The 25,524-nt window shown below is 61.9% G+C and carries 23 protein-coding genes and 1 pseudogene; 8 read left to right on the top strand and 16 right to left on the bottom strand.

Translation table 11 applies throughout. The annotated features are described in order from the left end of the window. Positions 1–150 precede the first annotated feature (150 nt). On the bottom strand, positions 151–1,485 hold the full coding sequence (locus OBACDRAFT_RS24470; protein ID WP_232767764.1) for a GntR family transcriptional regulator: 1,335 nt from the start codon (positions 1,483–1,485) through the stop codon (positions 151–153). A 132-nt stretch (positions 1,486–1,617) separates the two neighbouring features. Here OBACDRAFT_RS24470 and OBACDRAFT_RS24475 point away from each other — a divergent pair, with 132 nt between their 5' ends. The 5 genes and pseudogenes from OBACDRAFT_RS24475 to OBACDRAFT_RS31330 form a co-directional block, all read left to right on the top strand. After that, the gene (locus tag OBACDRAFT_RS24475; protein WP_081722334.1) at positions 1,618–4,419 is read left to right on the top strand and encodes a glycoside hydrolase family 38 N-terminal domain-containing protein; all 2,802 of its coding nucleotides are present in this window, start codon (positions 1,618–1,620) and stop codon (positions 4,417–4,419) included. A gap of 140 nt (positions 4,420–4,559) precedes the next feature. Beyond that, positions 4,560–5,267: a hypothetical protein gene (locus tag OBACDRAFT_RS24480; protein WP_157837279.1), complete on the top strand. Its 708-nt coding sequence runs from the start codon at positions 4,560–4,562 to the stop codon at positions 5,265–5,267. Positions 5,268–5,376: 109 nt separating this feature from the next. Next, positions 5,377–7,359, top strand: a complete 1,983-nt coding sequence (locus OBACDRAFT_RS24485; protein ID WP_157837280.1) for a glycoside hydrolase family 71 protein — start codon at positions 5,377–5,379, stop codon at positions 7,357–7,359. Positions 7,360–7,412: 53 nt separating this feature from the next. Then, positions 7,413–8,144, top strand: coding sequence for a type II secretion system protein (locus OBACDRAFT_RS26030; protein WP_052362563.1), 732 nt, complete (start codon positions 7,413–7,415; stop codon positions 8,142–8,144). A gap of 239 nt (positions 8,145–8,383) precedes the next feature. Then, positions 8,384–8,522, top strand: a pseudogene (locus tag OBACDRAFT_RS31330) (IS701 family transposase); the annotation flags it as partial. A gap of 258 nt (positions 8,523–8,780) precedes the next feature. Here the strand turns inward: OBACDRAFT_RS31330 and OBACDRAFT_RS24495 are convergent. The 4 genes from OBACDRAFT_RS24495 to OBACDRAFT_RS30400 form a co-directional block, all read right to left on the bottom strand. Beyond that, on the bottom strand, positions 8,781–9,824 hold the full coding sequence (locus OBACDRAFT_RS24495) for an aldo/keto reductase (RefSeq protein WP_088179342.1): 1,044 nt from the start codon (positions 9,822–9,824) through the stop codon (positions 8,781–8,783). A gap of 225 nt (positions 9,825–10,049) precedes the next feature. After that, a complete protein-coding gene (gene fucU / locus OBACDRAFT_RS24500) occupies positions 10,050–10,487 on the bottom strand; it encodes an L-fucose mutarotase (RefSeq protein ID WP_043589809.1) in 438 nt (145 codons plus the stop codon). 235 nt (positions 10,488–10,722) lie between these two features. Continuing rightward, positions 10,723–11,817 (bottom strand): zinc-dependent alcohol dehydrogenase family protein, encoded by a 1,095-nt coding sequence (locus OBACDRAFT_RS24505; protein ID WP_043589811.1) that lies wholly within the window; start codon positions 11,815–11,817, stop codon positions 10,723–10,725. A gap of 120 nt (positions 11,818–11,937) precedes the next feature. Then, positions 11,938–12,147 carry a hypothetical protein gene (locus OBACDRAFT_RS30400; protein WP_232767766.1) on the bottom strand — a complete coding sequence of 70 codons (210 nt, stop codon included), beginning with the start codon at positions 12,145–12,147 and terminating at the stop codon, positions 11,938–11,940. A gap of 9 nt (positions 12,148–12,156) precedes the next feature. Between OBACDRAFT_RS30400 and OBACDRAFT_RS24510 the strand changes: the two genes are divergently transcribed. Beyond that, positions 12,157–12,918 (top strand): AraC family transcriptional regulator, encoded by a 762-nt coding sequence (locus OBACDRAFT_RS24510; RefSeq protein WP_232767769.1) that lies wholly within the window; start codon positions 12,157–12,159, stop codon positions 12,916–12,918. 91 nt (positions 12,919–13,009) lie between these two features. Here the strand turns inward: OBACDRAFT_RS24510 and OBACDRAFT_RS24515 are convergent, their stop codons facing one another. The 8 genes from OBACDRAFT_RS24515 to OBACDRAFT_RS24550 form a co-directional block, all read right to left on the bottom strand. Further along, positions 13,010–14,086 (bottom strand): phosphotransferase enzyme family protein, encoded by a 1,077-nt coding sequence (locus tag OBACDRAFT_RS24515; protein ID WP_043589812.1) that lies wholly within the window; start codon positions 14,084–14,086, stop codon positions 13,010–13,012. Between the two features lie 21 nt (positions 14,087–14,107). Next, positions 14,108–15,403 carry a class-III pyridoxal-phosphate-dependent aminotransferase gene (locus tag OBACDRAFT_RS24520; protein WP_043589814.1) on the bottom strand — a complete coding sequence of 432 codons (1,296 nt, stop codon included), beginning with the start codon at positions 15,401–15,403 and terminating at the stop codon, positions 14,108–14,110. Positions 15,404–15,441: 38 nt separating this feature from the next. After that, positions 15,442–16,170 carry a cysteine hydrolase family protein gene (locus OBACDRAFT_RS24525; RefSeq protein WP_043589815.1) on the bottom strand — a complete coding sequence of 243 codons (729 nt, stop codon included), beginning with the start codon at positions 16,168–16,170 and terminating at the stop codon, positions 15,442–15,444. A gap of 5 nt (positions 16,171–16,175) precedes the next feature. Continuing rightward, positions 16,176–16,961: a 3-oxoacyl-ACP reductase FabG gene (gene fabG, locus OBACDRAFT_RS24530; RefSeq protein ID WP_043589816.1), complete on the bottom strand. Its 786-nt coding sequence runs from the start codon at positions 16,959–16,961 to the stop codon at positions 16,176–16,178. Between the two features lie 43 nt (positions 16,962–17,004). Then, positions 17,005–17,820 (bottom strand): ABC transporter permease, encoded by an 816-nt coding sequence (locus OBACDRAFT_RS24535; RefSeq protein ID WP_043589817.1) that lies wholly within the window; start codon positions 17,818–17,820, stop codon positions 17,005–17,007. 66 nt (positions 17,821–17,886) lie between these two features. After that, positions 17,887–18,885, bottom strand: coding sequence for an ABC transporter permease (locus tag OBACDRAFT_RS24540; RefSeq protein WP_232767771.1), 999 nt, complete (start codon positions 18,883–18,885; stop codon positions 17,887–17,889). Beyond that, positions 18,882–20,006 carry an ABC transporter ATP-binding protein gene (locus tag OBACDRAFT_RS24545; RefSeq protein ID WP_232767773.1) on the bottom strand — a complete coding sequence of 375 codons (1,125 nt, stop codon included), beginning with the start codon at positions 20,004–20,006 and terminating at the stop codon, positions 18,882–18,884. Before OBACDRAFT_RS24545 ends, OBACDRAFT_RS24540 begins: the two co-directional genes overlap by 4 nt. 164 nt (positions 20,007–20,170) lie before the next feature. Next, positions 20,171–21,373 (bottom strand): ABC transporter substrate-binding protein, encoded by a 1,203-nt coding sequence (locus OBACDRAFT_RS24550; protein WP_088179343.1) that lies wholly within the window; start codon positions 21,371–21,373, stop codon positions 20,171–20,173. Between the two features lie 103 nt (positions 21,374–21,476). On the opposite strand from OBACDRAFT_RS24550, the gene OBACDRAFT_RS24555 reads away from it, so the two are divergent. Next, positions 21,477–22,451 carry a LysR family transcriptional regulator gene (locus OBACDRAFT_RS24555; RefSeq protein ID WP_269799098.1) on the top strand — a complete coding sequence of 325 codons (975 nt, stop codon included), beginning with the start codon at positions 21,477–21,479 and terminating at the stop codon, positions 22,449–22,451. Positions 22,452–22,526: 75 nt separating this feature from the next. Here the strand turns inward: OBACDRAFT_RS24555 and OBACDRAFT_RS24560 are convergent, their stop codons facing one another. Together OBACDRAFT_RS24560 and OBACDRAFT_RS24565 are read right to left on the bottom strand one after the other, a co-directional pair. Continuing rightward, the gene (locus OBACDRAFT_RS24560; protein WP_043589820.1) at positions 22,527–23,261 is read right to left on the bottom strand and encodes a uracil-DNA glycosylase family protein; all 735 of its coding nucleotides are present in this window, start codon (positions 23,259–23,261) and stop codon (positions 22,527–22,529) included. Positions 23,262–23,514: 253 nt separating this feature from the next. After that, positions 23,515–23,889, bottom strand: a complete 375-nt coding sequence (locus tag OBACDRAFT_RS24565) for a nucleotide pyrophosphohydrolase (protein WP_043589857.1) — start codon at positions 23,887–23,889, stop codon at positions 23,515–23,517. A 432-nt stretch (positions 23,890–24,321) separates the two neighbouring features. On the opposite strand from OBACDRAFT_RS24565, the gene OBACDRAFT_RS24570 reads away from it, so the two are divergent. Beyond that, the gene (locus OBACDRAFT_RS24570) at positions 24,322–24,738 is read left to right on the top strand and encodes an Hsp20/alpha crystallin family protein (protein ID WP_232767785.1); all 417 of its coding nucleotides are present in this window, start codon (positions 24,322–24,324) and stop codon (positions 24,736–24,738) included. Positions 24,739–24,866: 128 nt separating this feature from the next. Here the strand turns inward: OBACDRAFT_RS24570 and OBACDRAFT_RS24575 are convergent, their stop codons facing one another. Beyond that, positions 24,867–25,451: a helix-turn-helix domain-containing protein gene (locus OBACDRAFT_RS24575; RefSeq protein ID WP_043589824.1), complete on the bottom strand. Its 585-nt coding sequence runs from the start codon at positions 25,449–25,451 to the stop codon at positions 24,867–24,869. Positions 25,452–25,524: the final 73 nt, after the last annotated feature.

The raw sequence follows: 25,524 nt of genomic DNA on the forward strand, positions 1-25,524 counted from the left end.
AGACGCGAATGAAGGCAGAGATAGCGTTTCCCGCCACGGCGCAACGGGCGCAACGCTGAGAGGCAACAGCAGGCTGATGGCGTTGCGACCGTCGCGCCGTGGCGGGAAACCCTGCACTTCCACGCGTGATTTTTCAGGATGGTTTTACAGCTACGACTCGCGCACCACCAACCGCGGTTTGAGCAACACATGTTGCGCGAGTTTTCCAGAGGAGCGCGGGAGGATGGCTGACGTTGCGACAGAAGTGACAGGGGAGGCCGCGATCGCCCCCGGCGCGCCTTCGATCCGGTCGATCAACAGCGCCGCCGCCTGTTGCCCGATCTCCTCGGCGGGCTGGTCCACGCTCGTCAGATGCAATCCGGCGGCCTGAAAAAGCTCCCGATCCAAATTGTCGTATCCAACAAGCGATACATCCTCGGGCACCGACAAACCCGCGTCGCGCAGGGCCAGAAATGCACCATAAGCCATGTTGTCCTGCATGCACACGATGCCGTCAAAACGCGGTCGAACCGCGCCGCCGCCAGACGCCGCGACAGCACTCGTAAAACTATTGCCGTCAAGAACACCATCCGCCGTCAGACCACTGTTTTCCTGGAGCACTTGGGACGCATCCTCGGCCAGCCAGACGGCGACGGCCTCACGTGCCGATTCCTCGTGCCCGCGTGTTCCAAGCGCCGCCTCGCGCATCGCCTGCGCCGGCAATCCATAATCCTGCAGTGCCTGCACAAAACCCTTGCGACGCTCGCGGTCCGCCACCCCGCCCTCGTCGCCAAAAGAGAGCAATGCCAGCCGCCGATGCCCGCTCAAAATCAGATGCTCCGTGGCGGCATACATGCCCGCCACGTTGTCCGACATCACGCTCGGCGCCTCCACATCCGGCACATAGCGGTCGATCATGACGAGCGGGATCGACTGCGCTTCAAACCGGCGGATCAAATCACGAAATTCCGAACGCACTACATTCCCTGTATCCGGATAAACCGCCACCCCGCCCACACCTCCCTCCAGCATGCGGCGAAGCTGTTTCAACTGGTAGTCCATGTCGCCATGATCGTGGGCCAGCGCCACATGAAACCCCCGCTCCGCCGCCAGCGCCTCCGCACCGCGCACAACGCGCGAGATCAGCGAATTCTCCACCGTCGGCACCACCAGACCGATCAACCGGTGCGCCGCCAGCCCCGCCTTCCGTGGCGGAGCCACCACACGCGCCAGACGCGTGCCGCCGCCGCGCCGCGTTTGCAAAAAACCCTCGCGGTGCAACGACTCCATCGCCTTGCGCAGCGTCACCCGGCTCACCCCCAACTCGGCGCAAAATTCTCGTTCCGGCGGCAGCCGGTCTCCGACCGCCATCCCCGCCAGCCGGGCCTGCACCTCGCGCGCCACCCTTGCGTATGCAGGCAGGAGCGTTTCGGCGACAGCCGGGGGGGGGGGGGGGGGGGCGGCGGCGAAATCAGGAGCGATGGAAGACATTACTTTGTAGCCCATTTGTATTGGTGAGTAGTCCAAGAAGGTCAAGGATGGGCAAAAAGGCCCGTGATTCCCTGCTTCCTGACGTCTTTGTGGTTATTTTTTAATTTGGTATTTACAATAATACAAAGATTCCCACAGTCGCTTGCCATGTCCACTGCCGCTCCCCTGCTCGCCACCCCGTTGCCCGCCGTGAAAGCACACCCGGCCTCATCTGGTGCGCGTGCCGCGACCGCGGCCACCGCCACAAAAACCACGCTGCACCTCATCGGCAGCGCGCACCTCGACCCCGTGTGGCTCTGGGACTGGCGCGAGGGCATGAACGAAGGCATCGCCACCTGCCGCGCCATATCGGCGATGCTGCGCGAATTTCCCGAATTCCGTTTCATCCGGGGCGAAGCCGCCGTCTACGACACCATCGAACGCCACGCCCCCGACCTTTTTGACGAAATCCGCGAACACGTCGCCGCCGGACGCTGGGACATTGTCGGGGGTAACTGGATACAACCCGACACCAACCTCCCGTCCACCGAGGCCCTCCTGCGCCAGTTCGTTCGCGGCAAACACTACTTCCGCGAAAAATTCGGTGTCGAAGTCACCTCCGCTTGGGCGGCTGATTCCTTTGGTCACTCCGCCGGCCTGCCCGACATCCTTGCCGCCGCCGGCATGGACAGCTTCGCCTTCACGCGACCCCAGCAAAAAATTCTGCCATTGCGCCAACAAGCGTTCTGGTGGCGTGGACGCAGCGGCGCGCGCATCCTCGCCTACCGTCCGCATGATGGCTGGTATGCCAGCGAACGCGCCGATATCGGCAAACGCCTTGATGCCTGCCTCGCTCGCGCGGAGACCGAAGGACTGCAAACCGTCGCCATGTTTTACGGCCTCGGCAACCACGGCGGCGGCCCCAGCCGCGCGCACCTGCGCGAGATTCGCGCCTGGGCGGACGAGCATCCCGAAGTCCGCGTCAAACACTCCGGTTTGCATGACCTCTTTGCCGACCTCCGTGCCGAACTCGCCTGGCGTGGCGACGACTTCATCGACACGCATGAAGGCGAACTCAATTTCTGTCTCCGCGGCTGTTCCGCCTCCGTCGCCCGCTTCAAATACGCCTATCGCCGCGCCGAGTCCGCCCTGTTGCGAGCCGAGCGGACGGCGGCCATATGTGGCGCGGGCGTCTCACCCGCAATTTTTCCGGAAGCGGGCGAGACGCCCGCGCCACGCCAGACCGCCCTCGCCTCCGCTTGGGACACGCTGTTGTTCAACGCCTTTCACGACATCCTCCCCGGCACCGCCATCGAACGCGCCTACGACGACCAACTCGCCCAAATCGGCTCCGTGCTCACCACTGCGCAACGCGCCGAAACCGCCGCCCTCACCGCGCTCGCCTCGCGCATTGACACCCGTGCCGGGGCATGGCCTGTGCCCGACGACCACCCCCTCCCACAACCCGTCCTTGTCTGGAACCCGCACCCGTGGTCCTTGCGCAAGCACATCGAAGTCGAAGTCGCGCTCGATTACCGTCCCGTCTGGGCGTATTCAAAAAACAACGACAAAAGCAAGGCCCCCGTTGCCATCACCGATGCCGCCACCGGCAAACCGCTGCCCCTCCAACTCATCCACGAGGAAAACGACAGCATGGTAGATCTCCTCTGGCGACGCCGCGCCGTAGTGCCGGTTGAAATACCGCCGATGGGCTGGACGCTCCTGCAAATGGGACTCGACCCGCTCGGAAGTGGCGCGGGCGTCCCTCCCGCTCCGGTCCGGGATGTACCGAAAAGCGGGCGAGACGCCCGCGCCACTCCTCCTCCTACTCTCGTCACCAGCGCACAGGTTGGTTCACCGGCCATTCACTTCACCCGCCGCGCCCCCGACGGCACCAGCGCGCCCTGGCTCCCCGCCGGCCTGCAAGTCCGCCTCTACGCCGACACCTGGGGCGCATGGGGCGGCATGAACGAAGAACCCGACTCCTGGCTCCTCACCAACGAACTCGAACGTCTCACCATTTCCGATACAGTCATACTCGAAACCGGTCCCCTGCGTCACGCCACTTGGGTCCGCTTCACCGGCCAAAACCACCGCAGCACTCTCGAACTCACGCTCTACACCACTGCGAGTAGCGAGCATCGAGTAGCGAGTGGTGAGCATTCCCCCCTCCCCCCCCCTCCCCCGCACATCGAACTCCGCGCGCGTGCCCTCCTTGCCGACCGCGGCGTGCGTATGAAACTCGTCATCCCTGCAACGGGCGCGAACGGCGAAGCCGAGTTCGCCGTCCCCGGCGGCACCATCCGCCGCGCCCCCTGCGGCGAAGTTCCCGGCGGACGCTGGGTGCGCGCCGGAGCCGAAGGCATGCCCTCCGCCGTGGGATTTGCGAGCAACGCCCTTTACGGCTTCGACACCACGCAGGACGAATTCCGCGCCACCATTGCCCGCACCTCGCGTTACGGCAGCGACGTCAATCGCGCCCCGACCGACCGCCCCTGGCAACCCTGCGCCGACCTTGGCGAACACCTTTTCCGGGCGATCCTCACCCCCGACCACGCCGCCCTCCCACGCCTCGCTGACGAACTCGAAGAACCGCCCGTCATCCTCACCGTTCCCTCCCATTCGCCAGCCACCAGCTCGAAGCTCCAAGCTAACAGCTCTCAGCTTCCAGTTCATGGTTCCCTGCTTTCTATCGATCATCCCGCCCTCCGCCTCCTCGCGCTCACGCCAATCAGCGGCGGCGCACTCGAACTCCGTCTGCAAAACACCTCTGACATTCCGCTCCCCGCCGCCTCGCTCCGTTTCATCAACCAGCCACTTGCCCTCGGTTCACTCGCCTCCGGTGAGATCGGGACATGGAACCTCCACCACACCAACGCCACGGATAAATGGTTATCAACCCTCCTCGTTCCCGGCTTCGCCCAACCTGCGATGCCGGACTCAATCAGAACTCACTCCCCGCGCACATGATGCCTCCGTCCGTCCAGCCCTCACCGACCATGTCCGGTCAACACCCCGAAAACATAATTTTTCTACCCGTATTCCGTAACAACGAAATCAGGAAAGAAACCCGAAAATAGTATCAAAAATAAACCATATCTCTCGCTACCATGAAGACCATACTGACATCCATGCTGCTCGGCTGCTTTGCTGCCTGCCTCACCCAAGGGGCCACCCTAATTACCAACGGAGGTTTTGAAACCAATTCAATCACGGGTTGGACCATCCGCAGTTTCTCCCAGTTGGATCCCTCCGCCTCGGCTACGACAAACATCGGATGGGGGAATTATGCCCTTAAATTGACTCGGGATACTAATACTTGGGGCAACCCTCCAGGCGTTTCACAGACGTTCACGGCTTCCGGGACAGACATCCTCCATATTTCCTTCGATTACCAACTGGCTCCCGATAACAAACTCATTTTCCGCATCGTCGCGGAGTCAGGCGGGAGTCAATATGTCTACAATGGTTCGGAATGGAGTTCCGCCACCATTTCCCAGAATACCAAAACCTTTCAAAGAGACTGGGGAACCGATGCCTCAAACACATCACAAACTAACAATCTGGCCGCCAGAACTTCGCTTTTGACATCATCCACAAGCATCGTCGCGAGCCACAGCCTTGATCTGGCTCTTTATTCGACTGGGTCCACCACCTATCGTATCGAATTTTTCAATCCCAAAGCTGGCACTACTGTTTATGTCGATAATGTCAGCGTGACCACCACGCCCATTCCCGAATCCTCAACGTGGTCTCTGCTTGCCGGTCTGACCTGTGTTTTGCTTGTTCTCTGGAAAACCTGCCGTTCGCGTCACTGAAAACTGGATACGCACTCATTTTCGTTTGGCGGCTGCCATTCAGGCAGTCGCCCCGCAAACTCCTTCTCCCCTCCCGAAATCATCACCAGAACAAATCCTCCAAATGCCAATGTTCTTCCAAAAACCACATCACTGCCGGTGCATCAGGTATCTGCCATCCATTATACTCGGTTCGCTGGGCGCATTGATGATGTTTGCCGCAAATGCTTCCGCCGCTCCGCTGAAACTTTCCGAGTGGAAATTTTTTCCGTTTTCCCAAGTTGATCCCAAACAGAATGACGATGACGTCCTGCTTCGACGAGACGCCAATCTCCAAGCCAATCCACCGGGTATCTGGAAAATTTGGCATGGCGACAATCCCGATGCGTCAAGCGATCTGGTGCTTTCCGTTTCGCTCGACGCAAAATCTGTATTGGTCGTTAGGATACTTAGTGCATCGGAGCCAGTTCGTTATTTCGATGGCAAGGAGTGGAAAAAGGTCGGCATAGCGACGCATACCAGATTCTTTGAAAGTGATCGCAACCGGGACGCATCCAACTCCGGGGTTTTCCTGAATCTTGCCGCCCATACAACCCGCATCGCAGGAGAGGTCCAGAACCGAGAGCTTCGGATTTCGATTCCGCCTCTTCCCGGCGTCAGCGATTACAAAATTGAACTCTTTAACGCCGGGGCGGGCGGCACGCTCAGGCTTCATGATTTGCGAGTGACTCAAGCTCCGAAGGAGAGCAATCCGGGCGACTTCGCATTGCTGAGGGAATCAGTCGGAACCCCGGCGTTTCCAGCCAAAGGCAAAGCGGCGCGTAAGGTAATCGTCCATGTCGTTCCGTGGTATCAGCCAAACAACTCCAAAAAAATAGCTGATGCCATCGACCCGCAACTAAGCCATCTGATTCTGGCCGCTGACGAACCTGACGAGGTCAGGCGAATCGAAGCCCACCTCCTTGCCATGCGAAAGGCGGGCATCGACATCGTTGCACTTGATGCGCAAGTCCGCACGGGATGGAAGCGCGGAGACAATCCCAAAATGGTCCTATGGCACAACCGGCAGGTGGACGCATTTCTGGAGGCGATGAAGAACGTCGCGCCGGACATGCGTTTTTGTCTTCAACTGGATAGAGGCGGCGGAGCACCCGGGTCTGTTGAAGTCTGGTCACCCGCCTTGAAGGCGCTGGAGGAAAACTACACCCGGCATCCTAATTATTACCATATCGGAGGCCGCCCTGTGCTGCTTTCGTTTTTCCTCAATGAGAAAATGCCCGATGCGCTGTTGCGGGAGATTCGCAAGCAGTCGAACACCAATTTTTATTTCGTTGGCAGCATCGTGGAAAATCCTGGGAAACTCCTCGGTCCCTTAACTCGTGCGGTGATCAACTCGCGACGTATGGATGAGGCCATCGACATCTTCGACGGGATCGACATCTGTCCCCTCGGAGCGCATCGGGATTGGCTGGAAGCGAGTGGCCATACACTTGTTCCTCGACTCCGTTCAACGGGCAAGCCGCTCTTTTGGGGAGTCGGCACTGGTTATTACCGGCGGGGCGTCGCCTTCATTGAACCTGCCTACAATTACCTGCATTCGCTCTGGATGTTTGCCCTGCGCGAGAACGCAGATCATGTGATCGTGTGGACATGGAATGATTTCGCAGAGGACCACGACATTTTCCCCTCGACGCTCAAAGGCAACGCAGTGCTGGACCTGATGGCACTTTATATCGAATGGTATAAACGCGGCCAGTTTCCCAAACTGACAAAGGACAGAATCTTCGTTTCATGGCCACTCAAGGATGGAGGGCGACGCGCTCCCGGAGGCGGCGAACACCCGACTTGGCCCAATCTGAATTACTTTGCATGGATGACTGCCCCTGCTGAGTTCCACATCCCCGGAATCGGCCGGGTCCAACTTGAGGCTGGCCTGAATGTCGGCCAACTCGGCAAATGTGTTGTCGGATATCCAACCGCCTACAAGTTGGTGCGTGGACGAACTGATGTGTTTTCCGGAAACATCGACCGGCCCATGCTGACCTCGGCCCGCGGAGAACCCGAAAACATGAAATACCGATGGATGGAATTATCCGCCAACACCTCCGGTTGAGCACTTCCCGCACTCGAATTTTTTGATCTCTTTCAAACGCTAAATCCCCTTTTATGAAAACATCCCCTTACCCAGAATCTCCATCAAACACGCTGCGGGAGGAAACCGCAGGCGGCTTCACGCTCATTGAACTGCTGGTTGTCATTGCCATTATCGGCATATTGGCGGGGTTGGTGCTGGCTGCTGTCGGAAGCGCGAGGACGTCGGCGCGTCAGGCGCAGTGCGTTAGCAATCTCCGACAAATCGGATTAGGCATACATCTTTATGCCAACGACCATCGCGGTTATGCACCTGAATCGCGTGCGAGTTCCATAAGCCCAAATACAGATGCTTGGTGTGACTGGCTCTATCAGTTGCGGGGCGGTGGATACATCTCTAACTATGAGATGTATGGATGCGTCTCCGACTCCCAAACAAGAATGAAAAACGTGGGTAATCAACAGGTCCGGGTGAGTTATGGCATCAATGAGACCTTGGCCAATCCTGCCATGACTGCCGAATACAGAAAACTATTGGATGTAGCCCGTCCATCAGTGATGCCATTGGCGGCCGACAGCACCGTTCCGATCATTAATGGGAGTCAGGCAGCTTGGCGCGCCCGCGTCACTAATGCCAACGGCACCGGATTTACTCCGGGAACGGTTGCTGATGCGAATCTCAAGCGCCATCGACGCGGCTCTGTTGTTTGTTTCGTGGATGGGCACACAAAGGATATCGATCAAGTCACCACCATGAGCGGATACCTGAAAGGGAAATTCAACTACACGTCGGAATCATTCTGGTGATGTTTTTTTCCCGATCATCGAGACATTCCATCATGAGGAAAGAACTGGACCTGATTTCACCACTGAACGCCACACTTGCAAAAACCGCCTCGACACTTGGCCTGCCGGAGTTGAGCGCGTGACCCTTGATTTCCTTCTCGGCCTCTCCCACCAGCCGCCTTTGGCTCGACGACATCAATGTCACCGTCCAACTCTGGAAAAAACCATAGCCAGAGGGCTACAGCTTAAATGAAACTGCTCTAAAGGAAGAACTCGGGTTCGATCACTTCGAGGGCCGTTCCTGGCGGGGGGCTGCACCATCATCTCACGCTGTGCTTCCTCGCGTTCTGTTTCCTGACCAAACTGGGGTCGTCAAAAAAAACGACCCTCGCGGCCTGAAGTCCGCCGCTGGCTCATGGAGGCGCTGGCCCTTTCCACCTGTCCGCACTGTCAGACCCGCTTCACACGCTCCGGGATCATCCTCGATACATCGTAGCATTTACTCAACGGAGTAGTGCTAAGGAGGGCGGGTCTCCCGACCCGCCGACGGCGCGAGAAGCGCCGCAATTCCGGATGGGCGCGGCGGTGCCGCGTCTGGCGGGTCGGGAGACCCGCCCTCCTGGGTTGGTTGCGCAACGTCCAGTTACCTGGCACCGGTCAGGCGGGGATTTGGCCGTCCTCGTCCCAAAGGTCGCGCCAGTCCTGGTTTTCTTTCCACAAAAACACCTGGCCTTTGATGAGGCGGCAGTGGCGGTCGGTCGCGGCGATGTCAGCCATTTCCTGCTCGCTGAGCGGCGCGGTGGTCACGCTCGCGGCGGCGGCGAGGTTGGCGTGGATGTTGCGGCGCTTGGTCGAAAAGGGGATCGGAGTCTGGCCGCGTTGCACGGCCCACTTGAGACATACGGCGGCGGGGTGCATGCCGTGCGCGGCGGCGATGCGCTGGATCACGGGGTCTTCGAGCGGCGAGGTGTCCTCGGCAGTGCGGTCGCGCTCAGGACGTCCGGGCGAGCCGAGCGGACAGTATCCGACCGGCACGATGTTTCGGACGCGCACGTAGTCGAAGAGCGCGGGTTGCTGGAAGTGCGGATGCAGTTCCATTTCGTTGACGGCGGGCCGCACGCGGGCGTCGCGCAGGAGGAGTTGCAGCTTGGCGATCGTCATGTTGGACGTGCCGATGTGACGGACGAGGCCGCGGTCGTGGAGCGTTTCGAGCTGCCGCCACGTTTTCATGAACTCCGCATGGATGTAGGGGCGGGCATCGGGGCTGCGCGAGCTGACGTCGCAACCGGGCGGGTGGAAATTGGGGAAGGGCCAGTGAATGAGATAGAGGTCGAGGTAATCGAGTCCGAGATCGCGGAGGGATTTTTCAAAGGCGGGGATGACGTCGGCCTCGGCGTGTTTATCGTTCCAGAGTTTGGAGGTGATCCAGAGGTCTTCGCGGCGGATGCCTGTATTAGATGTTAGGATACGGCGGAAGGTTGCGCCGATTTCGCGTTCGTTGCTGTAAACGGCGGCGCAATCGAAGTGGCGGTAACCGAGTTCGGCGGCGGCGTAAACGGAGGCGGCAACTTCGCCGGGCGCAGCGTGGTCGGAGCCAAAGGTGCCCATGCCGATGGCGGGCATGCGCGCTCCGCTGGCAAGGGTGCGTTGCGGGATTTTTGCGGGGTCAATGGGAGCCAGGGTGGCGGTTTCGGTGGTCATGGGCGGAATTTAGGAGTTAGGATTTAGGAGCTGATGTTACGCAGGAGTCGCAGGGAGCGGCGGCATCCTGCCGCCGGACGTGGAGCAAGGCGTCTCGCCTGCCGAAGCGGGCGAGACGCCCGCGCCACGTCAAACCAGCGACGCTTCGCGTCGTCCGGCGGCAAGATGCCGCCGCTCCTTGGGTCCGTTGGGATTTGAGATTTTAATCTTTGGGATTTCCCGCCGTCAGGCGGGCGTGACTCCTTTTTTGAGGAGGATGTTGCCGTATTTGGCGGTCTCGCCGGTCATGAGGACGGCGAAGGCGGAGCGGGTGCGCTCGTAAAAGGCAAAGCGGTCGATGCGCGTGATCGTGGCGTGGGCGGGCGCGTGTTTGCGCAGCGGCGCGAGGTAGGCGGCTTCGACGGCGGGATCGAGTTGATCGCCGGGAACAGCGGCCATCATCACGACAGGGTCGCTGACGTAGGCGTCGATTTCGAAGAGCGGGAGGATGGCGTCGAGCAGGGGCGCGATGCGCAGGCCGTCGGCGCGGAGGACGCGTCCGTTAGCAATGAAGCTCTCGCCGGGGAAATGCGCGTCGGCGAGGACGATTTCGTCGCCGTGGCCCATGCGGGCAAGAACGGCAAGGAGTTCGGGACTGATGAGGGGAGAGATTCCTTTGAGCATGATGGTGTGTGCGTTGTTTTAAAAAATCGGAATGGAATTAACCACAAAGACACGGAGGCACAAAGAGCGAACCACGGAGACGGAATGAATGGCCACGAAGAGGCTCAAAAGGCACAAAAAAACTGATCCCCTTCATCTGCTTTTTTTGCGCCTTTTGCGCTTTTTTGCGGCCATTCATTTCCTCTCTCCGGTTTGAATTTTTGTGCTTCGGTGTCTCTGTGGTTAAATTCTGTTTTCAGTTTTGCTTCAGTTCTTCGTCGAAGCAGACGGCGACTTTGCCGCAGCGGCCGCTGGCCATGAGAGCGTAGGCGTCGGAGACTTTTTCGAGCGAAAAGCGGTGCGTGATGAGGTCGGCAGGATGGAGGTTCCAGCGGACGAGGCGTTCGACGAGTTCTTCCATGCGCCAGATGGAGGTGACCCAGGAACCGTAGAGCGTTTTCTGGTCGTGGATCATGTCGGGCGAGGGATTGAGCGACATGCCGCCGCCTTCGCCGATCATGACCATGCGGCCCCATTTGCGAGTAGCGCGCAGAGCGGTGGCGCGAGCGGTGGCGTTGGCCGAACATTCGATGGCGCGCTCCACGCCGTGGCCGCCGGTGAGGGCGCGCACTTGGGATTCGTTGTCGGCGGAGGATTTCAGGACTTCGTCGCAGAGGCCGAGGTCGCGGGCGATTTTGAGGCGTTCGTCAATCACGTCGATGCCGATGATTTTGCGCGCGCCGAGTTTGCGGGAGAGGGCGGCGGCGGCGAGTCCGACGGGGCCAAGGCCGGTGACGAGAACGGTGTCGTTGCCGCTGACGCCGATTTTTTCAATGCCTTCGTAAACAGTGCCAAATCCACAGGCGACTTGCGCGCCGTCGGCGTAGGAGAGTTCGTCGGGGAGGTGCACGAGGTCTTTTTCCTCGGCGAGCAGGTATTCGGCCATGCCGCCGTCGCGCTGCCAGCCGTAGGCGCGGCGGTATTTTTCGCTGGTGCAGGAGATCATGTAGCCGCGGCGGCAGTCGTTGCACACGCCGCATCCAGAAATGTGATACACGATGACGCGGTCGCCTTCACCGAAGCGACGGCAGCCGGGTCCGGCTTTGACGATCTGGCCGCAGGGTTCGTGTCCGGCGATCATGCCGGGTTGGTAACCTTCGGGGCCTTTGCCGAGGTGTTCGTGGTAAATGCAGCGGATGTCGGAGCCGCAGATGGTGGAGCACTTCATGCGCAGGAGCACTTCGCCGTGGCCGGGCTGGGGGATGCGGCGCACGTGCAGTCGCGTGGTGCTGTTGCCGGGCAGGGACGCGGCCTGCATCTGGTCAGGAATGGTGGGTGTGGTGGTGAACATGATCGGTAAAAGCGTGGCGGGAGCGGCAAGAGCGTAGCAGGGCGGCGCGTGCGAGTGAATTGCCTTAAATGACCTTTTGATGGACATCCTTGACGTGGCGGGATACGCATCCGTCTTTCCTCATATGCCTCCCCCCCCCCCCCCCCTCCTCCTTCCTTTATCTCGCGGCAGATTGGGCGGCATCGGTATTTTTTTGCCGATCTTGTCACGAATATCAGTTCCAATCCGGTTCCGGGCGGGAAAGGCGGCGGGGCCGCCGGGTTGGTCGTAGCTTGCGGGGGGTGGGAACAATGCGCGCCCGACTACCGGATCGAACGGAAGACGTTTCATTTCCACGCCGTGGAGCTAGTCTGCCAAGGACGCGGGTGGCTTGAGGTTGCGGGGGAAACCACGCCGCTGCTGGCCGGGTCCATTTTCAGCTACGGCCCCGGCCTCCCGCATGTCATCCGCAGCGATCCGCTGGAGCCGTTGGAAAAGTATTTTGTCGATTTTAGCGGGAGGGGGGCCGGCGCGTTGGTCGCGGATTTGCAAGGGGCGGCAGCGGGCGGGGGGGGGGGGGGAGTGATGCAGGTGTCGCGGGTGGACTTGATGGCGGAGTGGTTTGAACAACTGCTGGAGGCCGGAAGCAAGTCGGGGCGGCAGTCCGCCCGCATTTGCACATTATTGACGGAGTTGATCGTGCGCCATGCGGTAGAAAATGCGTTTGTCGCGGCGAGCGCGGTCTCCACTTCGCAGGCTACTTACGAGCGTTGCCGGACGGCGTTGCGGCGGGATTTTTTGTCATTGTGCAGCGCGGAGGAACTGGCCCGGTCCTGTCATCTTGATCCGGCTTACATGGCGCGGCTTTTTCAAAAATACGGCGACGAGAGCGCCTACCAGATGTTGGTGCGTCTGAAGATGAATCACGCCGCGGGTCGCCTGACGACGGGCACGCAGCCGCTCAAGGAGATCGGGGCGGAGGTGGGGTTTCCCGATCCGTATCATTTCTCGCGCGTGTTCAAGCGCACTTTCGGGCTGGCCCCGAAGTCGTTTCGAGAACGCTACCATCGCGGCGCTTACGGCGGGGGGGGGGGCGGGAGGTTGAGGGCTAGATCGGTATAAATTGAGATATAGCCGTTGTCTTAATGGTAGGGAGGCCTCGGAGAGGCCTCCCTACCAGGTATCAAATGACTACAGTTTAAATGAAACTGCTCTACGTTTTGGCGGACAGGTAGCGTTCGGCGAGGGTGCAGGTGGCCTCGGTGAAACCGGGGGCGGCGGTCTGCGCCTGCGCGGTGTCGGAATGGGTGCCGATCCAAGCCACGAGTTGCAGGCGGCGCATCATGATGAAGGTGTCGATCTCGTCGAGTTCCACGGGGGAGAGTTTCCGGACCTTGGCGTATCCACGAAGCCAGGACTCGATCATGGCCGGGAGTTCGGGATGAGTCTCGATGAAGCTCAGCGCGGCGGCGAGGTCGTAGATGAACCATGAATACCCGCAGTCGTCAAAGTCGATGGCGGCGACGGTGCCGTTGTTGACCAGTAGATTGGCCGCGCGGAGGTCGGCATGGATGAGGCCGAATCGGGTTTTCCCCATGCCGACGTGGTCGGAGTGTTTGCGAAGGACGGGGATCACGCGCTGGAGGTGACGGCGGATGGCGGGCGTCATGTCGAGGCCGTTCTGCCAGCGGCCCCAAGGGGCGTGCGGGCCGAGGATCGTTTCAAAATCCCAGCGAAAACGGCGCATGGGACGTGAGGGTTTCCAGGATACAACGTGGGCGTGGAGGCGGGCCGTGACTTCGCCCAGCAGTTCGAAGGTGGCGAGGCGGTTGGTGTCGTCGGGTTCGGTGCCTTCGACAAAGGTCATGAGCACGCAGTTGCGGGGTTCGGGGACGCCGGGGTGCCAGATGTGCTGGATGTATTCGCCGTCGAGCGCGGGCAGGGGCTCGGCGGTGACGATCGGTGTGTCGCGTTTGATGGCGCTCACCCATTCGAGTTCGGAGGCGATGTTGACGCGGGGGTGGTAGCCGGGGCGGTTGATGCGGAGGACGCGGCGGGGGCCGCCGGGGGGGCGGATGAGCCAGGTGGCGTTTTCCGAGTAGTTGAGGAGGGTGATCTTGGATGTGGGCGGCAGGCCGTAGAGCGGGAGGGCCTGCCGGGCGAGGTCTTCGATGCGGGCGAGTTGTTCGGCGGTGCTCAACGCGGCGAAGGCGGCGGCGGGATCGTTGGGGAGACGCGAGCGGGGGGGCGTGGTGGTTTCGCCGGTGGCAGTGGGAGTGATGGTGAGCATGAGCGTGGCGGTGGCGGTTGGTCAGACGACGGCGGCGGCAGCGGCGACGGGAAGTGTTTTCACGGCGTCGGTGAGGCCGGCTTCGAGGCGGGCGAGGATGTCGTCACAGAGTTCGCGGGTGCAGAGGAGGCCGGGTTTGAATTGGAGGACGCGGGGGTCGAGTTGGGAGAAGATGGCCCAGATGCCGTGCTGGTAGAGGTGAGGCATGACGAGTTTCGCGCCTTCGGGGTAATCGAATTCGAGGCCGAAGATGACGCCGCGCTGGCGGATGCCGCTGAAGAAGGGGGCGAATTTCAGGCGGATGCGGTCGAGTCCGGCGCGGAGGTGGCTGGCGACAAATTTAACGTTGGCGATGGTCTCGGGGCGGAGGGTGATTTCGAGGGTTTTGAGCGCGACGATGCAGCCGAGTTCGGAACCGCCGAAGGTGGAGATGTGGCCCCAGCCGTCCTCGGTCAGCCAGTGGCCGGCGCGTTCGGTGGTGATGACGGCTCCGATGGGATAGAGGCCGCCGCTGAGTCCTTTGCTGGTGACGATGATGTCGGGCGTGACGCCGTAGGTGCTGACGCCCCAGAGTTCGCCGCAGCGCATGAGGCCGGTCTGGACTTCGTCGGCGACGTAGAGGGCTCCGTATTTTTCGCAGAGTTTTTTGACGCCGGGGAGGTAGCCGGGTTCGGGGAGGGGGAAACCGTAGGTGGCAGGGATGGTCTCCATGATAACGCAGGCGGCGTCGCCGGGACGGAGGGCGGCTTCCATCGCGTCGAGGTCGTTGAAGGGGATTTTAACGAATTCGCGCGGGTCGCCTTCGCTAAGGAATTGTTTGGCGTAGCGTTCGTTGGCAGTGCCAAGCGCGAGGCCGGTGTGGCCGTGGTAGGCGCGGATGATGGAGACGATTTTTTTGCGCCGGGTGGCGTAGCGGGCGCATTTGAGCGCGATGTCGATGGCTTCGCCGCCGCCGCTGGAGAGGATGGCGTAGTGCATGCCGGGGGGGGCGGTTTCGACGAGTTTCCTGGCGAGCGCGGCGCGCGTGATGGAGGGGAAGTGGTGGTTGCCGATGTCGAAGTGGTCGAGCGCTTCCTTGAGCGTGGCGATGACTTCGGGGTTGCGGTGGCCGAGGTTGAAGGTGCCGCCGTTGAGGTGCAGGTCGATGAGGCGGTGGCCGGTCATGTCATAAATGTAATAGCCTTCGCGGCGGCCCATGATGAAATCGACGCCGCTGACCTGCCAGTTGCGGACTTTGTGGGGATTCCAATAGGAAATGGAGTCGCGTTGAACGGCTGCTTTGTCGGCGTGGACGAGTTTTTCGATGAGCGGTGTCATAAGGATTTTTCGATTTTTGATTTGGTGCGGAGCAGAGATTATGGGGCGAGGGCGGCGAGGGTTTCGCCGGTGGTGAGTACCTGGCAGTAGAGGTTGTTGATGATGGTGAGTTCGTGGCGGTGAAGGTCGTCGGTCGCGGCGGCGCAGGCGTCGTCAACGACCACGACGTTGAAGCTTTCGTCGGCGAGGCTGCGCACGGTGCCGGACACGCACTGATCGGTGAATATGCCGGCGACGACGACGTGGCGGATGCCGAGATTGGAGAGCAGGAGTCGGAGGCGGGTGCCGGTGAGCGCGCTGTCGGTGGTCTTGCCGATGACGGGTTCGCCGGGAAGTGGAGCGACTTCGGGCAGTATTTCCGCACCGGCGCTGCCGGGGGGAAAGTGCAGGTTGTTGAAGCCGGGTCGTGCGTGGCTGAGGGAGCGGTCGCGTCCGTCGGTGGTGAGGCTGGTGATGCGAACGTAGAGGATGTTGCGGGCGGCGGCGGGATCGGCGCGGAAACGGGCGAGAAGTCGTTGTGTATTGGGGAGAACGATACGAGCCATGCGTTCCCGGTAGGGGGACCAGCGCAGGTATTCGGCCCGGGCGGCGGCGTCTGCGCCGGCGGGCGGCGGGGCGGGATCATAGAAGCCGCGTTGCAGATCGATCAGGAGCAGAGCGGTGGCGGCGGACGGGAGGACGATGTCGGGCAGGCCGTCGGCGGGAAGCGTCTCGTAGTAGAACGAGCGATACGCGGTGCGCCAGTTGCCTGCGGGTGCGGTGTTCATTTTTTTCAGGCGGTGAGGGCGGCGGGGGATTCGGGGAGGATCTGGCCGCCATCGACGACAAGGGCGTGGCCGGTGATGAAGCCGGCCTCGGCGCTGGCAAGGAAGGCGGCGGCGTGGCCGATGTCGTCCACCGAGCCGAGTTTGCCGAGGGGTATGCAGGCGGCGGTGGCGGCGATGTAGTCGGGGCCGAGGCCGGCAAGCCCTTCGGTGAGGATGTTGCCGGGGAGGACGGCGTTGATGGTGATGCGGTCGCGGGCGAGTTCGATGGCGGCGGTGCGGAGGAAGCCGAGTTGCGCGGCTTTGGTCGCGCCGTAGTGCGACCAGCCGGGGAAGCCGGTGATGGGTCCGGTGATGGAGGAGGTGACGACGATGCGGGGGGCGGGGCTTTTTTTGAGGTGGGGGGCGGCGAGTTGCACGCAGGTGAAGAGGCTGCGGACGTTGGTGGCGAAGAGGTCGTCCCAGGCGGCGTCGGTCATGTCGGCGAGCTTGAGGGCGGGGAATGCGCCGGCGTTGGCGCAGAGGATGTCGAGGCCGCCGTGGAGCCGGATGGCTTCGTTAATCATTGCGTCCACTTCGCCGCGCCGGGTGACGTCGGCGCGGAAGAAGGTCGCGGTGCCACCAGCAGGCGCGGCGTCCTGGAGTTCGGCGGCGGTGGCGCGTCCTTCGGTTTCGTTGCGGGCGACGAGAAGGACGCGCGCGCCGTGCCGGACAAAGACACGCGCGATGCCTTTGCCGATGCCTTTGCTGGCACCGGTGACGATGACGGATTTGTCTTGGAGTGATGAATACATGGGAGGATGCGGAGGAGTGGGCGGGGGGGGGGGGGGGGAGGGGTTAGTGGGCGGCGGCGCGGCGGGTTTTTCGTGTAGTCCAGCGGAGGATACCGAAGAGGGCCACGACGAGGAGGATGGCGCCGAGGACGGAGAGAGCGCCGACGGCGGGGACGATGGGCTGGTAGCCGCTGGTCATGCGGGCGTAGAGCCATTCGGGCAGGGCGCTGTCGGGGCCGGTGGTGTAGAGCGAGAGGGCGAAGTTGCCCCAGGAGAGGAGGATCGCAAAGCACGCGGCGGAGACCATGCCGGGGGCGAGCAGGGGAAGCGTGATCAGGCGCAGGATCTGGCCGCGGGTGGCGCCCATGTCGCGGGCGGCTTCTTCAAGCGAGTCGTCGAGTCCGTAGGCCTGGATCGACATGATAAGCGTGGTGATGGGCGCGATCCAGACGGTGTGCGAGATGACGGCGGTCCACCACGAGGGGGTGATGTCGAGGAAGTTGAACCACATGAGGAGCGCGAGTCCGAGGACGGACTGGGGGAAGAAGAGAGGGAGGAGCACGAGGCGCTGGAAGGTCTTGCGTCCGCGCCATACGTAGCGGGCGTAGGCGAGCGCGGCGAAGAAGCCGATGGCGAGCGAGCAGAGGGTGGTGAGGCCGGCGATTTTGAGGCTGATGACGACAAACTCGGAGACCTGCGGCGAGTGGAGGGCGGCGTCATACCATTTGAGCGTGAGGTCTTCCGCCGGATACGGGAACGCGAAGTAGCGTTTCGACGAGAGCGAGGCGACGATGATGCAGAAGAGCGGAAAATAAAACAGGAGGAGGATGAGGCCCGCGTAGAGGCTGAAACCTGCTTTTTGTGTGCGTGAGACGACCATGTTAAAAATTAGGAATTAGGAATTAGAAATTAGGAATCAGGGTGCGCAGGGATGAGCGTGGCCGGGTCAGTCTTCGCGTTTCTTTTTGCCGAGGAGTTTTTCGAGGTCGAAGCGGCCGAGGGCGAAGAACACGAGGACAGTCGTAAGGGCGATGAGGAGGGTCGAGAGGGCGGAGCCGAGGGGCCAGTTCTGGCCGTAGGTGAACTCGGTCTCGATGTCGGCGGCGATGGTGACGACTTTCTGACCGCCGAGGATTTTGGCTTCGGTAATCGCGCCGATGGAGAGCACGAAGACGAGGAGCGAGCCGATGAGGATGCCGGGCATGGAGAGGGGAAGGTCGATCTTGCGAAACACCTGCCAGCGGCTGGCGCCGAGGTCGAAGGCGGCTTCGCGCACCTGGTCGGGCACCATCTTCACGCCGAGGGCGAGCGGGAAGAGCATGAAGGGCAGGTAAACGTAAACCATGCCGAGCACGATCACGGGGACGTTGTAGAGGAGGGAATCGACGGGGAGGCCAAAGCGGGCGAGGGTGCCGCCGACCACGCCGTTTTTCATGAATCCGATGACCCAGCCGAAGAGTCTCACGTTTTCGGATACAAAGAGCGAGGAGGCGATGGCGTAGGTGATGAAGGTGGCGCCGCCGCGAAAGACTTTGGCGAGGGCAAAGGCGAGCGGGTAGCAGAGGACGAGGAGGAGGGCGACGGTGAGGGCGGCGAGGCCGAGCGACCAGAGGATGGATTTGTAATAGGTCTGGCTGAAAATCGTCTGGTAGTTTTCGAGCGTGGGGAGTTGCAGGAGGCTGAAGGTTTTGGCGGGCATGAGGCCGAACCAGACGACGCAGAGGAGGGGCACGATGAAGCCGAGGAGCATCAGCAGCGAGAAGGGCGCGGCGGAGAGCGCACCGAAGACGCCGGGGGTGGTGCGGAGGCGGGCGAACAGGCAGGGGATGAGCGGAAAGAGGGGGGGGGAGGTCCTCGTCGCCGGGCGGGATGTCTGCCCCGCTGCCAGTTCAGGGCGGGCTGGCGGGACGGTGGCGGAGAGGGTGGTGGCGTTTTCGGAAATCATGATTCGAGGAGCTGGCTGTCGTGGAGTTCCCAGCCGAGCTGGATGTCGGCGCCGTCGGGGCGGTCTTCGCGGAGGCGTTCGACGGTGAGGGTGCAGCCGGGCGCGGCTTCGACGTGATACTGGATGCGTGATCCGAGGGAAAATTCGTTGATGATGCGGGCCGGGATGGCGTTGCCCGCCGTCTCGCCGGGTTTGAGGAAGCGGAGGGACTCGGGGCGGATGAGGAGTTTGCGGGACTGGCCGGAGGCGAGGCCGCCGGGGAGCGTGATGGAGAGCTGGCGGCGTCCGGCGTCCCAGTTGCCGGCAGCGGACCCGTCGCGGCCGGTGACGGTGAGGAGGTTCACCTCGCCCATGAATTCGGCGACGAAGGCGTTGCGGGGGGCGGCGTAGATTTCGTCGGGTGTACCGATTTGTTCGATACGGCCGGAGCGGAGGATGGCGACGCGGTCGCTCATGACCATGGCTTCCTCCAGGGAGTGGGTGACGTAGCAGAAGGTTTTTCCGGTGCGGCGCTGGAGGTCCTTGAGTTCCTTCTGGAGCATCTTGCGGAGGCGGGCGTCGATGGCGGAGAGGGGTTCGTCGAAGAAGAGGATTTCGGGGTCGTAGGCGAGGGCGCGGGCGAGGGCGACGCGCTGGCGTTCGCCGCCGGAGCATTGGGTGACGTTTTTATCGTAGTAGTGGTTGGGGTCGAGGTGGAGCTGGCGAAGGAGTTCCCAGGCGCGGGTGCGGCGTTCGTCGCCGGGGACGCCGGCGATGGTGAGGGGGAACTCGACGTTGCGCCCGACGCTCATGTGGGGGAAGAGCGCGAGGGATTGGAAGACCATGCAGGTGGGACGGCGGTTGGGGGGGAGGTCGTTGATGAAGCGTCCGCGGAGGAGGAGGTCGCCTTCGGTGGGTTTTTCCATGCCGACGAGCATGCGCAGGAGCGTGGTCTTGCCGCTGCCGCTGGGGCCGACGAGCGTGAAAAATTCGCCGTCACGGATGCGGAAGCTCACGTCGTTGACGGCGGTGAATTTGCCGAAGCGCTTGGTGATGCCGGCGGCCTCAAGGATGGCGTCGGTGGTGGTGGGCGCGGTGGCGTCGGTGATGGTGTCGGAGTGGTGAGTGACGGGTGCGACCATGTGTGTCGTGTGGTTGGATGTGGTTGGAATGGGCCGGGTGTGATGCGCAGGCAGGGGAAAGCATTTCCGTTGCCATGATGGCCGGAGTGGGGTTGCGGGAGGCCGTTTGTCGTGGCGGCCTCCCTGCCTGAAACATCGGGATGTGGAGCAGCAGGCTCCGTCCGTTAGCTGCGGGTGCGCTTGGCTTCGTTGTAGATCGAGGTGAGCAGGTCGTTGTCGGGGACGACTTGGTAATCGACGCTGCGGTGCATCTCTTCTTCGAGGCTGTCCCACTGGATGGCATCGAGTTCTTGTTTGCTGAACTTGGCGAAGACGGCGGGCTGGGCCATTTGCGAGACGGGATTGAAGGTGCCTTCGGCAAAGGCGACGGCTTTGCAGATTTCGGGTTTTTGCACGAATTCGAGGAAGTCGGCGGCGCGCGGGCTGAGGTCGGGGTTGTTGACGAGCGAGGTGAGCTCGAACCACTGCATGGCGCCTTTGCCATCGACGGGGCCGCGGAGGGGCGAGATGCCGCGGACTTCGGTAAAGCCTTCGTGGCGGGCGGTGGAGGCGGTGTAGTTGCCTCCGGAGAAGTAGCAGTCAATGTCGCCGTTGACGAGGGCCTGGTTGAGTTGCACGAGGTCGCCGGAGATCATCTTGGCGTTGGTAAAGAGTTGCTGCGCGGTCTTTTTGAAGAGTTCGACTTCGGCGGGCGTGTGCACTTTGAAGGGGCTGAAGCCGGCGGTGAAGCAGAGGTGCATGACGTTCCAGTTGTCGTAGGCGAGGATGCCGTAGCGGTTTTTCAACTTGGGATCGAGGAACATGGGGAAGCCTTGGTCCTCGGCGGTGGCGCGGGAGATTTTTTTGGTGTTAACGACAAAGGAGAACGGGCCGAAGCGCTGGATCATGCCGAGCAGTTGCTTGCCGTCGGGCGAGCGGGCGAAGGGATTGATGCCGGTCTTCTTGTCGTAGAACCAGGGGAGCATTTTTTCCAGGTGCGGCACGAAGCGTTCCTGGTTGAGCGGCACGATGAGTTTTTCGGGCCACATCTGCTCGCGGGCCCAGCATTGGTTGAGGTTGATGAGGTCCCAGACCTTGAGTTCACCGGCGCGGAGTTTGTTTATCATGCTCGGGTCGTCGGTGCCGGACTCGGCCTTGAGCTTGATGCCTTTGTGGGCGCGGCGGAAGGGGCCGAGGACTTCCTCGGTGTTGTAGCCTTCCCAGCAAAGGATGTTGAGTTCGTTGTCGCGCTTGGTGGAGGAGGCGGCCTGGGAATAGGCGCGCGAGACGAGGGAAGAGGAGAATACCAAGCCCGCGGTGAGGCCGCCGGCGAGTTTCATGAAGTCGCGGCGGTTGAGTTGGCGTGTCGTGTCAGTGATGTTGCTCATGGTGGATGTTTTTTTACGTCGTTTCCGGCGTCACCATGAGAGAGCAGGCACGATACCAGCTAGGAGATGGGTTCAACTATCCTATCCATAGATGCCATCTATCTTGAATGATTCGGTCGAATTCCGGCACTTGCTCTACTTCCGGGCGGTGGCGGAGGCAGGGAGTTTCACGCGCGCAGCGGCGATCATCGGGCTGCGGCAGCCGACGTTGTCGCAGCAGATCAAACAGCTCGAGGATGAGTTGGGCGCGCCGCTGTTTCACCGGGCGCGGCGGATGTGCCGGTTGACGCCTGCCGGGGAGATGTTGCTGCCGTACGCACGGCGGGTGCTGGGCGAGATGGAAAATCTGCGGCATTCGCTGGACGATTTGAGCGGGTTGCGGCGCGGGTCGCTGACGGTGGCGGCTCTGCCGGTGTTGTCGCACCGGGTGATGCCGCTGGCCGTGGCGCGGTTTCACGCGGAGCATCCGGACATCCGGGTGCGAATGCTGGAGATGTCGGTGGACGACATGGAGGCGGCGTTGGTGCAGGGCACGGTGGAAATGGGAATCGGTTACATGCCACCGGCCGGGAAGAGTCTGCGGGCGCAGTTGTTGTTTCAGGAGGAGTTGGTGGCGGTGGTGCGCGAGGATGATCCTCTGGCGCAGGGAGGCGGCGGGGGCGGCGGCAAGGCCGCGCGCGGGGGACGAGAGCGGGGGGACACGAGCAGATGGGTGAGCATGGAGGCGTTGATGAGGAGGCCGTTGATCGCGCTGCCGCCAGGGCATGGGACGAGGACGATGATGCTGAATGCGTTCGCCTCGGTGCGCCGGGTGGCGCGGTTTGCGATGGAGGCGGGGTCGGTCGAGGTGCTGTTGCAGGTGGTGAGGGAGTGCGGGGGGCCGGGAATCGTGCCGTCGTCGGCGTTGTGGGGGCGGACAGGCAATGAGCTGGCCGGATGCGCAGTGCTGCGCGTGGAGCGTCCCGGACTGCGGCGTCAGGTGGGGTTTCTCAACTTGAGCGGGGTGCATACACGCCCGGCGGCGGAGGCGTTCATACCGATCGTGCAGGCGGTAGTGGAAAAGGAGTTACAAGGCTGACACGGCGCGTTTCCAGAAGATTTCAGCAGACGCAGAGGCGCGTGAGGTTTCTGACCTTACGGCCAAATAAAGGGATCAGGCGCTCCAGACTCCGAGGGCGGTCAATTGTCGGGTCGCCGCCTCCGCCCAGCCGCGATTGGCAGCCGGGGAGGCCGGCGAGGGATGCAGCACCCGGCCCACCTCGCCCTTGAACCCCGGCAACCGGGCGGCGGCTTGCGTCAGCTTGTCTTCCGCATAGCCCCCCACGCCGATCAGCCACTCGGGCCGGAGCGCGGCGATGAGTTTTGCCAAATGCGCCAGACACACTTCGTCAACGGGGGCAATTTCCGATGACGACAGTTTGTCGGGCGTGAGGTTCGCGCCCGTCGCGCTCATCCAGACCAGCGGACAATAATTCGCCACGAAGTGATCATGGAAAAACGCCTCCGCCGTGCCAAATTTTTGAGCGAACAATCCCCAGAGCCGTCGTCCGCTCACCTCCGATTTCGGACACGCGAAGCCTTCGATCCGGCGCTTCGGGTGTTCGTCCGCCGGACGTCCCACCGGGCCCGAAATGCCCATCCAGTCGCGCACCGCCGCCACCTCGCCAAAGGGCACCCCGGTCTGCGCCATGCCAAAGGGGCCCGGATTCATGCCGAGAAACAACACCCGTTTCCGTCCGCCGCCGTAGCGGCGAAGATACTGCTCATGCGGGGCCCATGCGTATTCAAGCGGCAAATACACATGGGCGGCCGGCGCGGAAAAACGCGCTCCGTGCAGTTGCTGGCGGAGCAGGTCCGCGGCTTCGACCAGGGGATGTGTTGCAGGCATCAGGAGGAAAAAGCTGAAAAGCCGGAAGCTGAAAAGCCTGCTTTTCGCAGGCGTCCCCCTCCCCCCCCCCCCCCCACGCACTCCGGGTGCAACGCATGGTGATGGCGGAAGGCGGGTCTCCTGACCCGCCGGACGCGGCGCAGCCGCGCCCTTCCGTATCGTAATCCCGTATTCGGATGGGCGAGGCTCGCTGACGCGAGTCTCGTCGGCGGATCAGGAGACCCGCCCTCCGGTATCTGGTCCCCTCCCCTGCTCAGAGTTCGGTGTACTTCGCCGAGCGTCCGCGGGATTTCTCGACGGGATATTTTTGGGCGTTGCGCTCCATCTTGGTTTCAATGGCGGCGGCCACGTCGATGCCTGTCATGTTGGCAAATTCCAAGGCATAGATGACGACGTCCGCCAGTTCCTCCTCGATCTTCGCCTTGCGCGCCGGATCGGCGGCCAGAACGCGGGACTCCTCGGTTGTGGCCCACAAAAAATGCTCCATCAACTCCCCGGTCTCGGCGGCGAGGGCCATGCTCAGATTTTTCGGTGCATGAAACTGCGCCCAGTCGCGTTCGGCGGCGAAGGCAAGCACACGGGTTTTGATCTCGGCAAGTGTCGTGGTGGAATCAGCAAGGCGGGCCATGTGCGCATCCTGCCATTTGCCGCCCGGCACGCAATCGTAACAAAATTTTTCCAACAACGAACTTGGCACGGGGTCTGCATTGTGTATGTTCAATCACCGTTTCAGGAAAATGTTCACGACCGTCCATCATCATCACATCGCCCGCGCCGGCACTTCGACTACGAAGGCCCGCGCTTGTGGCTGTGTCGTGATGTGTCGTGTGCTCCAATCCCAAAAATCCTGGAATAAACACGCAAGCCACCCGGGCCAAACGCAGGTCTAAACTTCGCCAAGTGCGATCAGGGTTTTGGGGATAACCCAAACCAAACTGCGAAAAACCCGGGGGCCGAAAACAAAAGGTCCGCGAGGCTCGCATTGTCTGTTTCGCCGAAGCCCAAACATCACCCAAACCACCAAGTCTCACTTTTCCCGAAAACCGAAATCAGAAATTTTTTGAAAGAACCTATTTTTCCCATGCACACGATCATCCATCCGCTCAAGCCCGCCAGTCGCTTCGATACTACGGACACCCGCCCGACCGCCGATAGCCGCAAGCCACACTACGACTGCACCGAGCTCGCCGACGCGGTCGCGCTCTCGGTGTTCCTGCCCAATGTGGAACCCATCGGCGTCGAGTTCACGGTGCGCGGTCCCGACTTGATCCTCACCGCCCGCAAGCGGCACATCGTCCGCGTCAACTGGAGGGCCGCCCACCTTGAGAGCGCCGAGCACGACTACGAATTGCACCTGCGCCTGGGGCGTGGTCTCGATTACGATGCGCTGCGCGCCGAGATCGACGGCGACTTGCTGAGAGTCGTCATCCCGAAGCGCATGACCACCGCCGAGGAACTGCGCGCGGTGGCCGCGTAGGAGAAACGAGCGGCCCGTGGAGGGCGGGTCTCCCGACCCGCCGACGACGCGAAGCGTCGTCCATCCGGATCGGAAGAGCGCGGCTGCGCCGCGTCTGGCGGGTCGGGAGACCCGCCCTCCAATTGCCATCAGCCTAATTGGCGGAGCAATTCGCGCGCCTGTCGATCGAAGTCGCGCCAAGCACGCCAAGGGGCGGCGGGAAGTCCGCTGCGGTGCAGCATGGTCTGGGCACGGACGAGGCCGTCATTGAGTTTTTGCTTAAAAACGTCCGTGTCCTGCTCTCCACGGTCAAGCAGGGCCATGTCGGGCCAGTCGTCGGGATTCGTGGTGCCGCCACCATTGGAGGAGGCTCCGTTGGAACCATTGACGGCGGCGGCCAGACCGGCGGGCTGCGATGCCGGGGCACCAGAGAGCGGGATGGGCGGTGTCGAGGTGGAGGCAAGGGCGCCGGTGGGAGGAGGCGCCGGCTTGGCGCGACCAATGAGCCAGTCGGGAAGGACGTCGAGGATGGTGGCGATAATGCGCACTTCGGTGAGGGTTGCGTCGAGGTATCCGCATTCGAGCCGGGACAGGTGGCTCAGCTTAAAATAAGTGAGGCCGGCTTCATAAATGATATTGGCCAGTTGTCCTTGTGAAAGGCCCTGGTTCGTACGGGCTTCGCGGAGTTGGTTGGCGATACGCCATTTTCTTGGTTCAGTCGGAGCAGTGATCATCTTGTCTGCAAGATTTGGTAGTTAACAGGATTGTCCATCGGTCCGCTCTGGGTGGTGAATCGAACAACCTGAC

The organism is Geminisphaera colitermitum TAV2 (assembly GCF_000171235.2).
In the GTDB taxonomy this organism is placed as follows: domain Bacteria; phylum Verrucomicrobiota; class Verrucomicrobiia; order Opitutales; family Opitutaceae; genus Geminisphaera; species Geminisphaera colitermitum.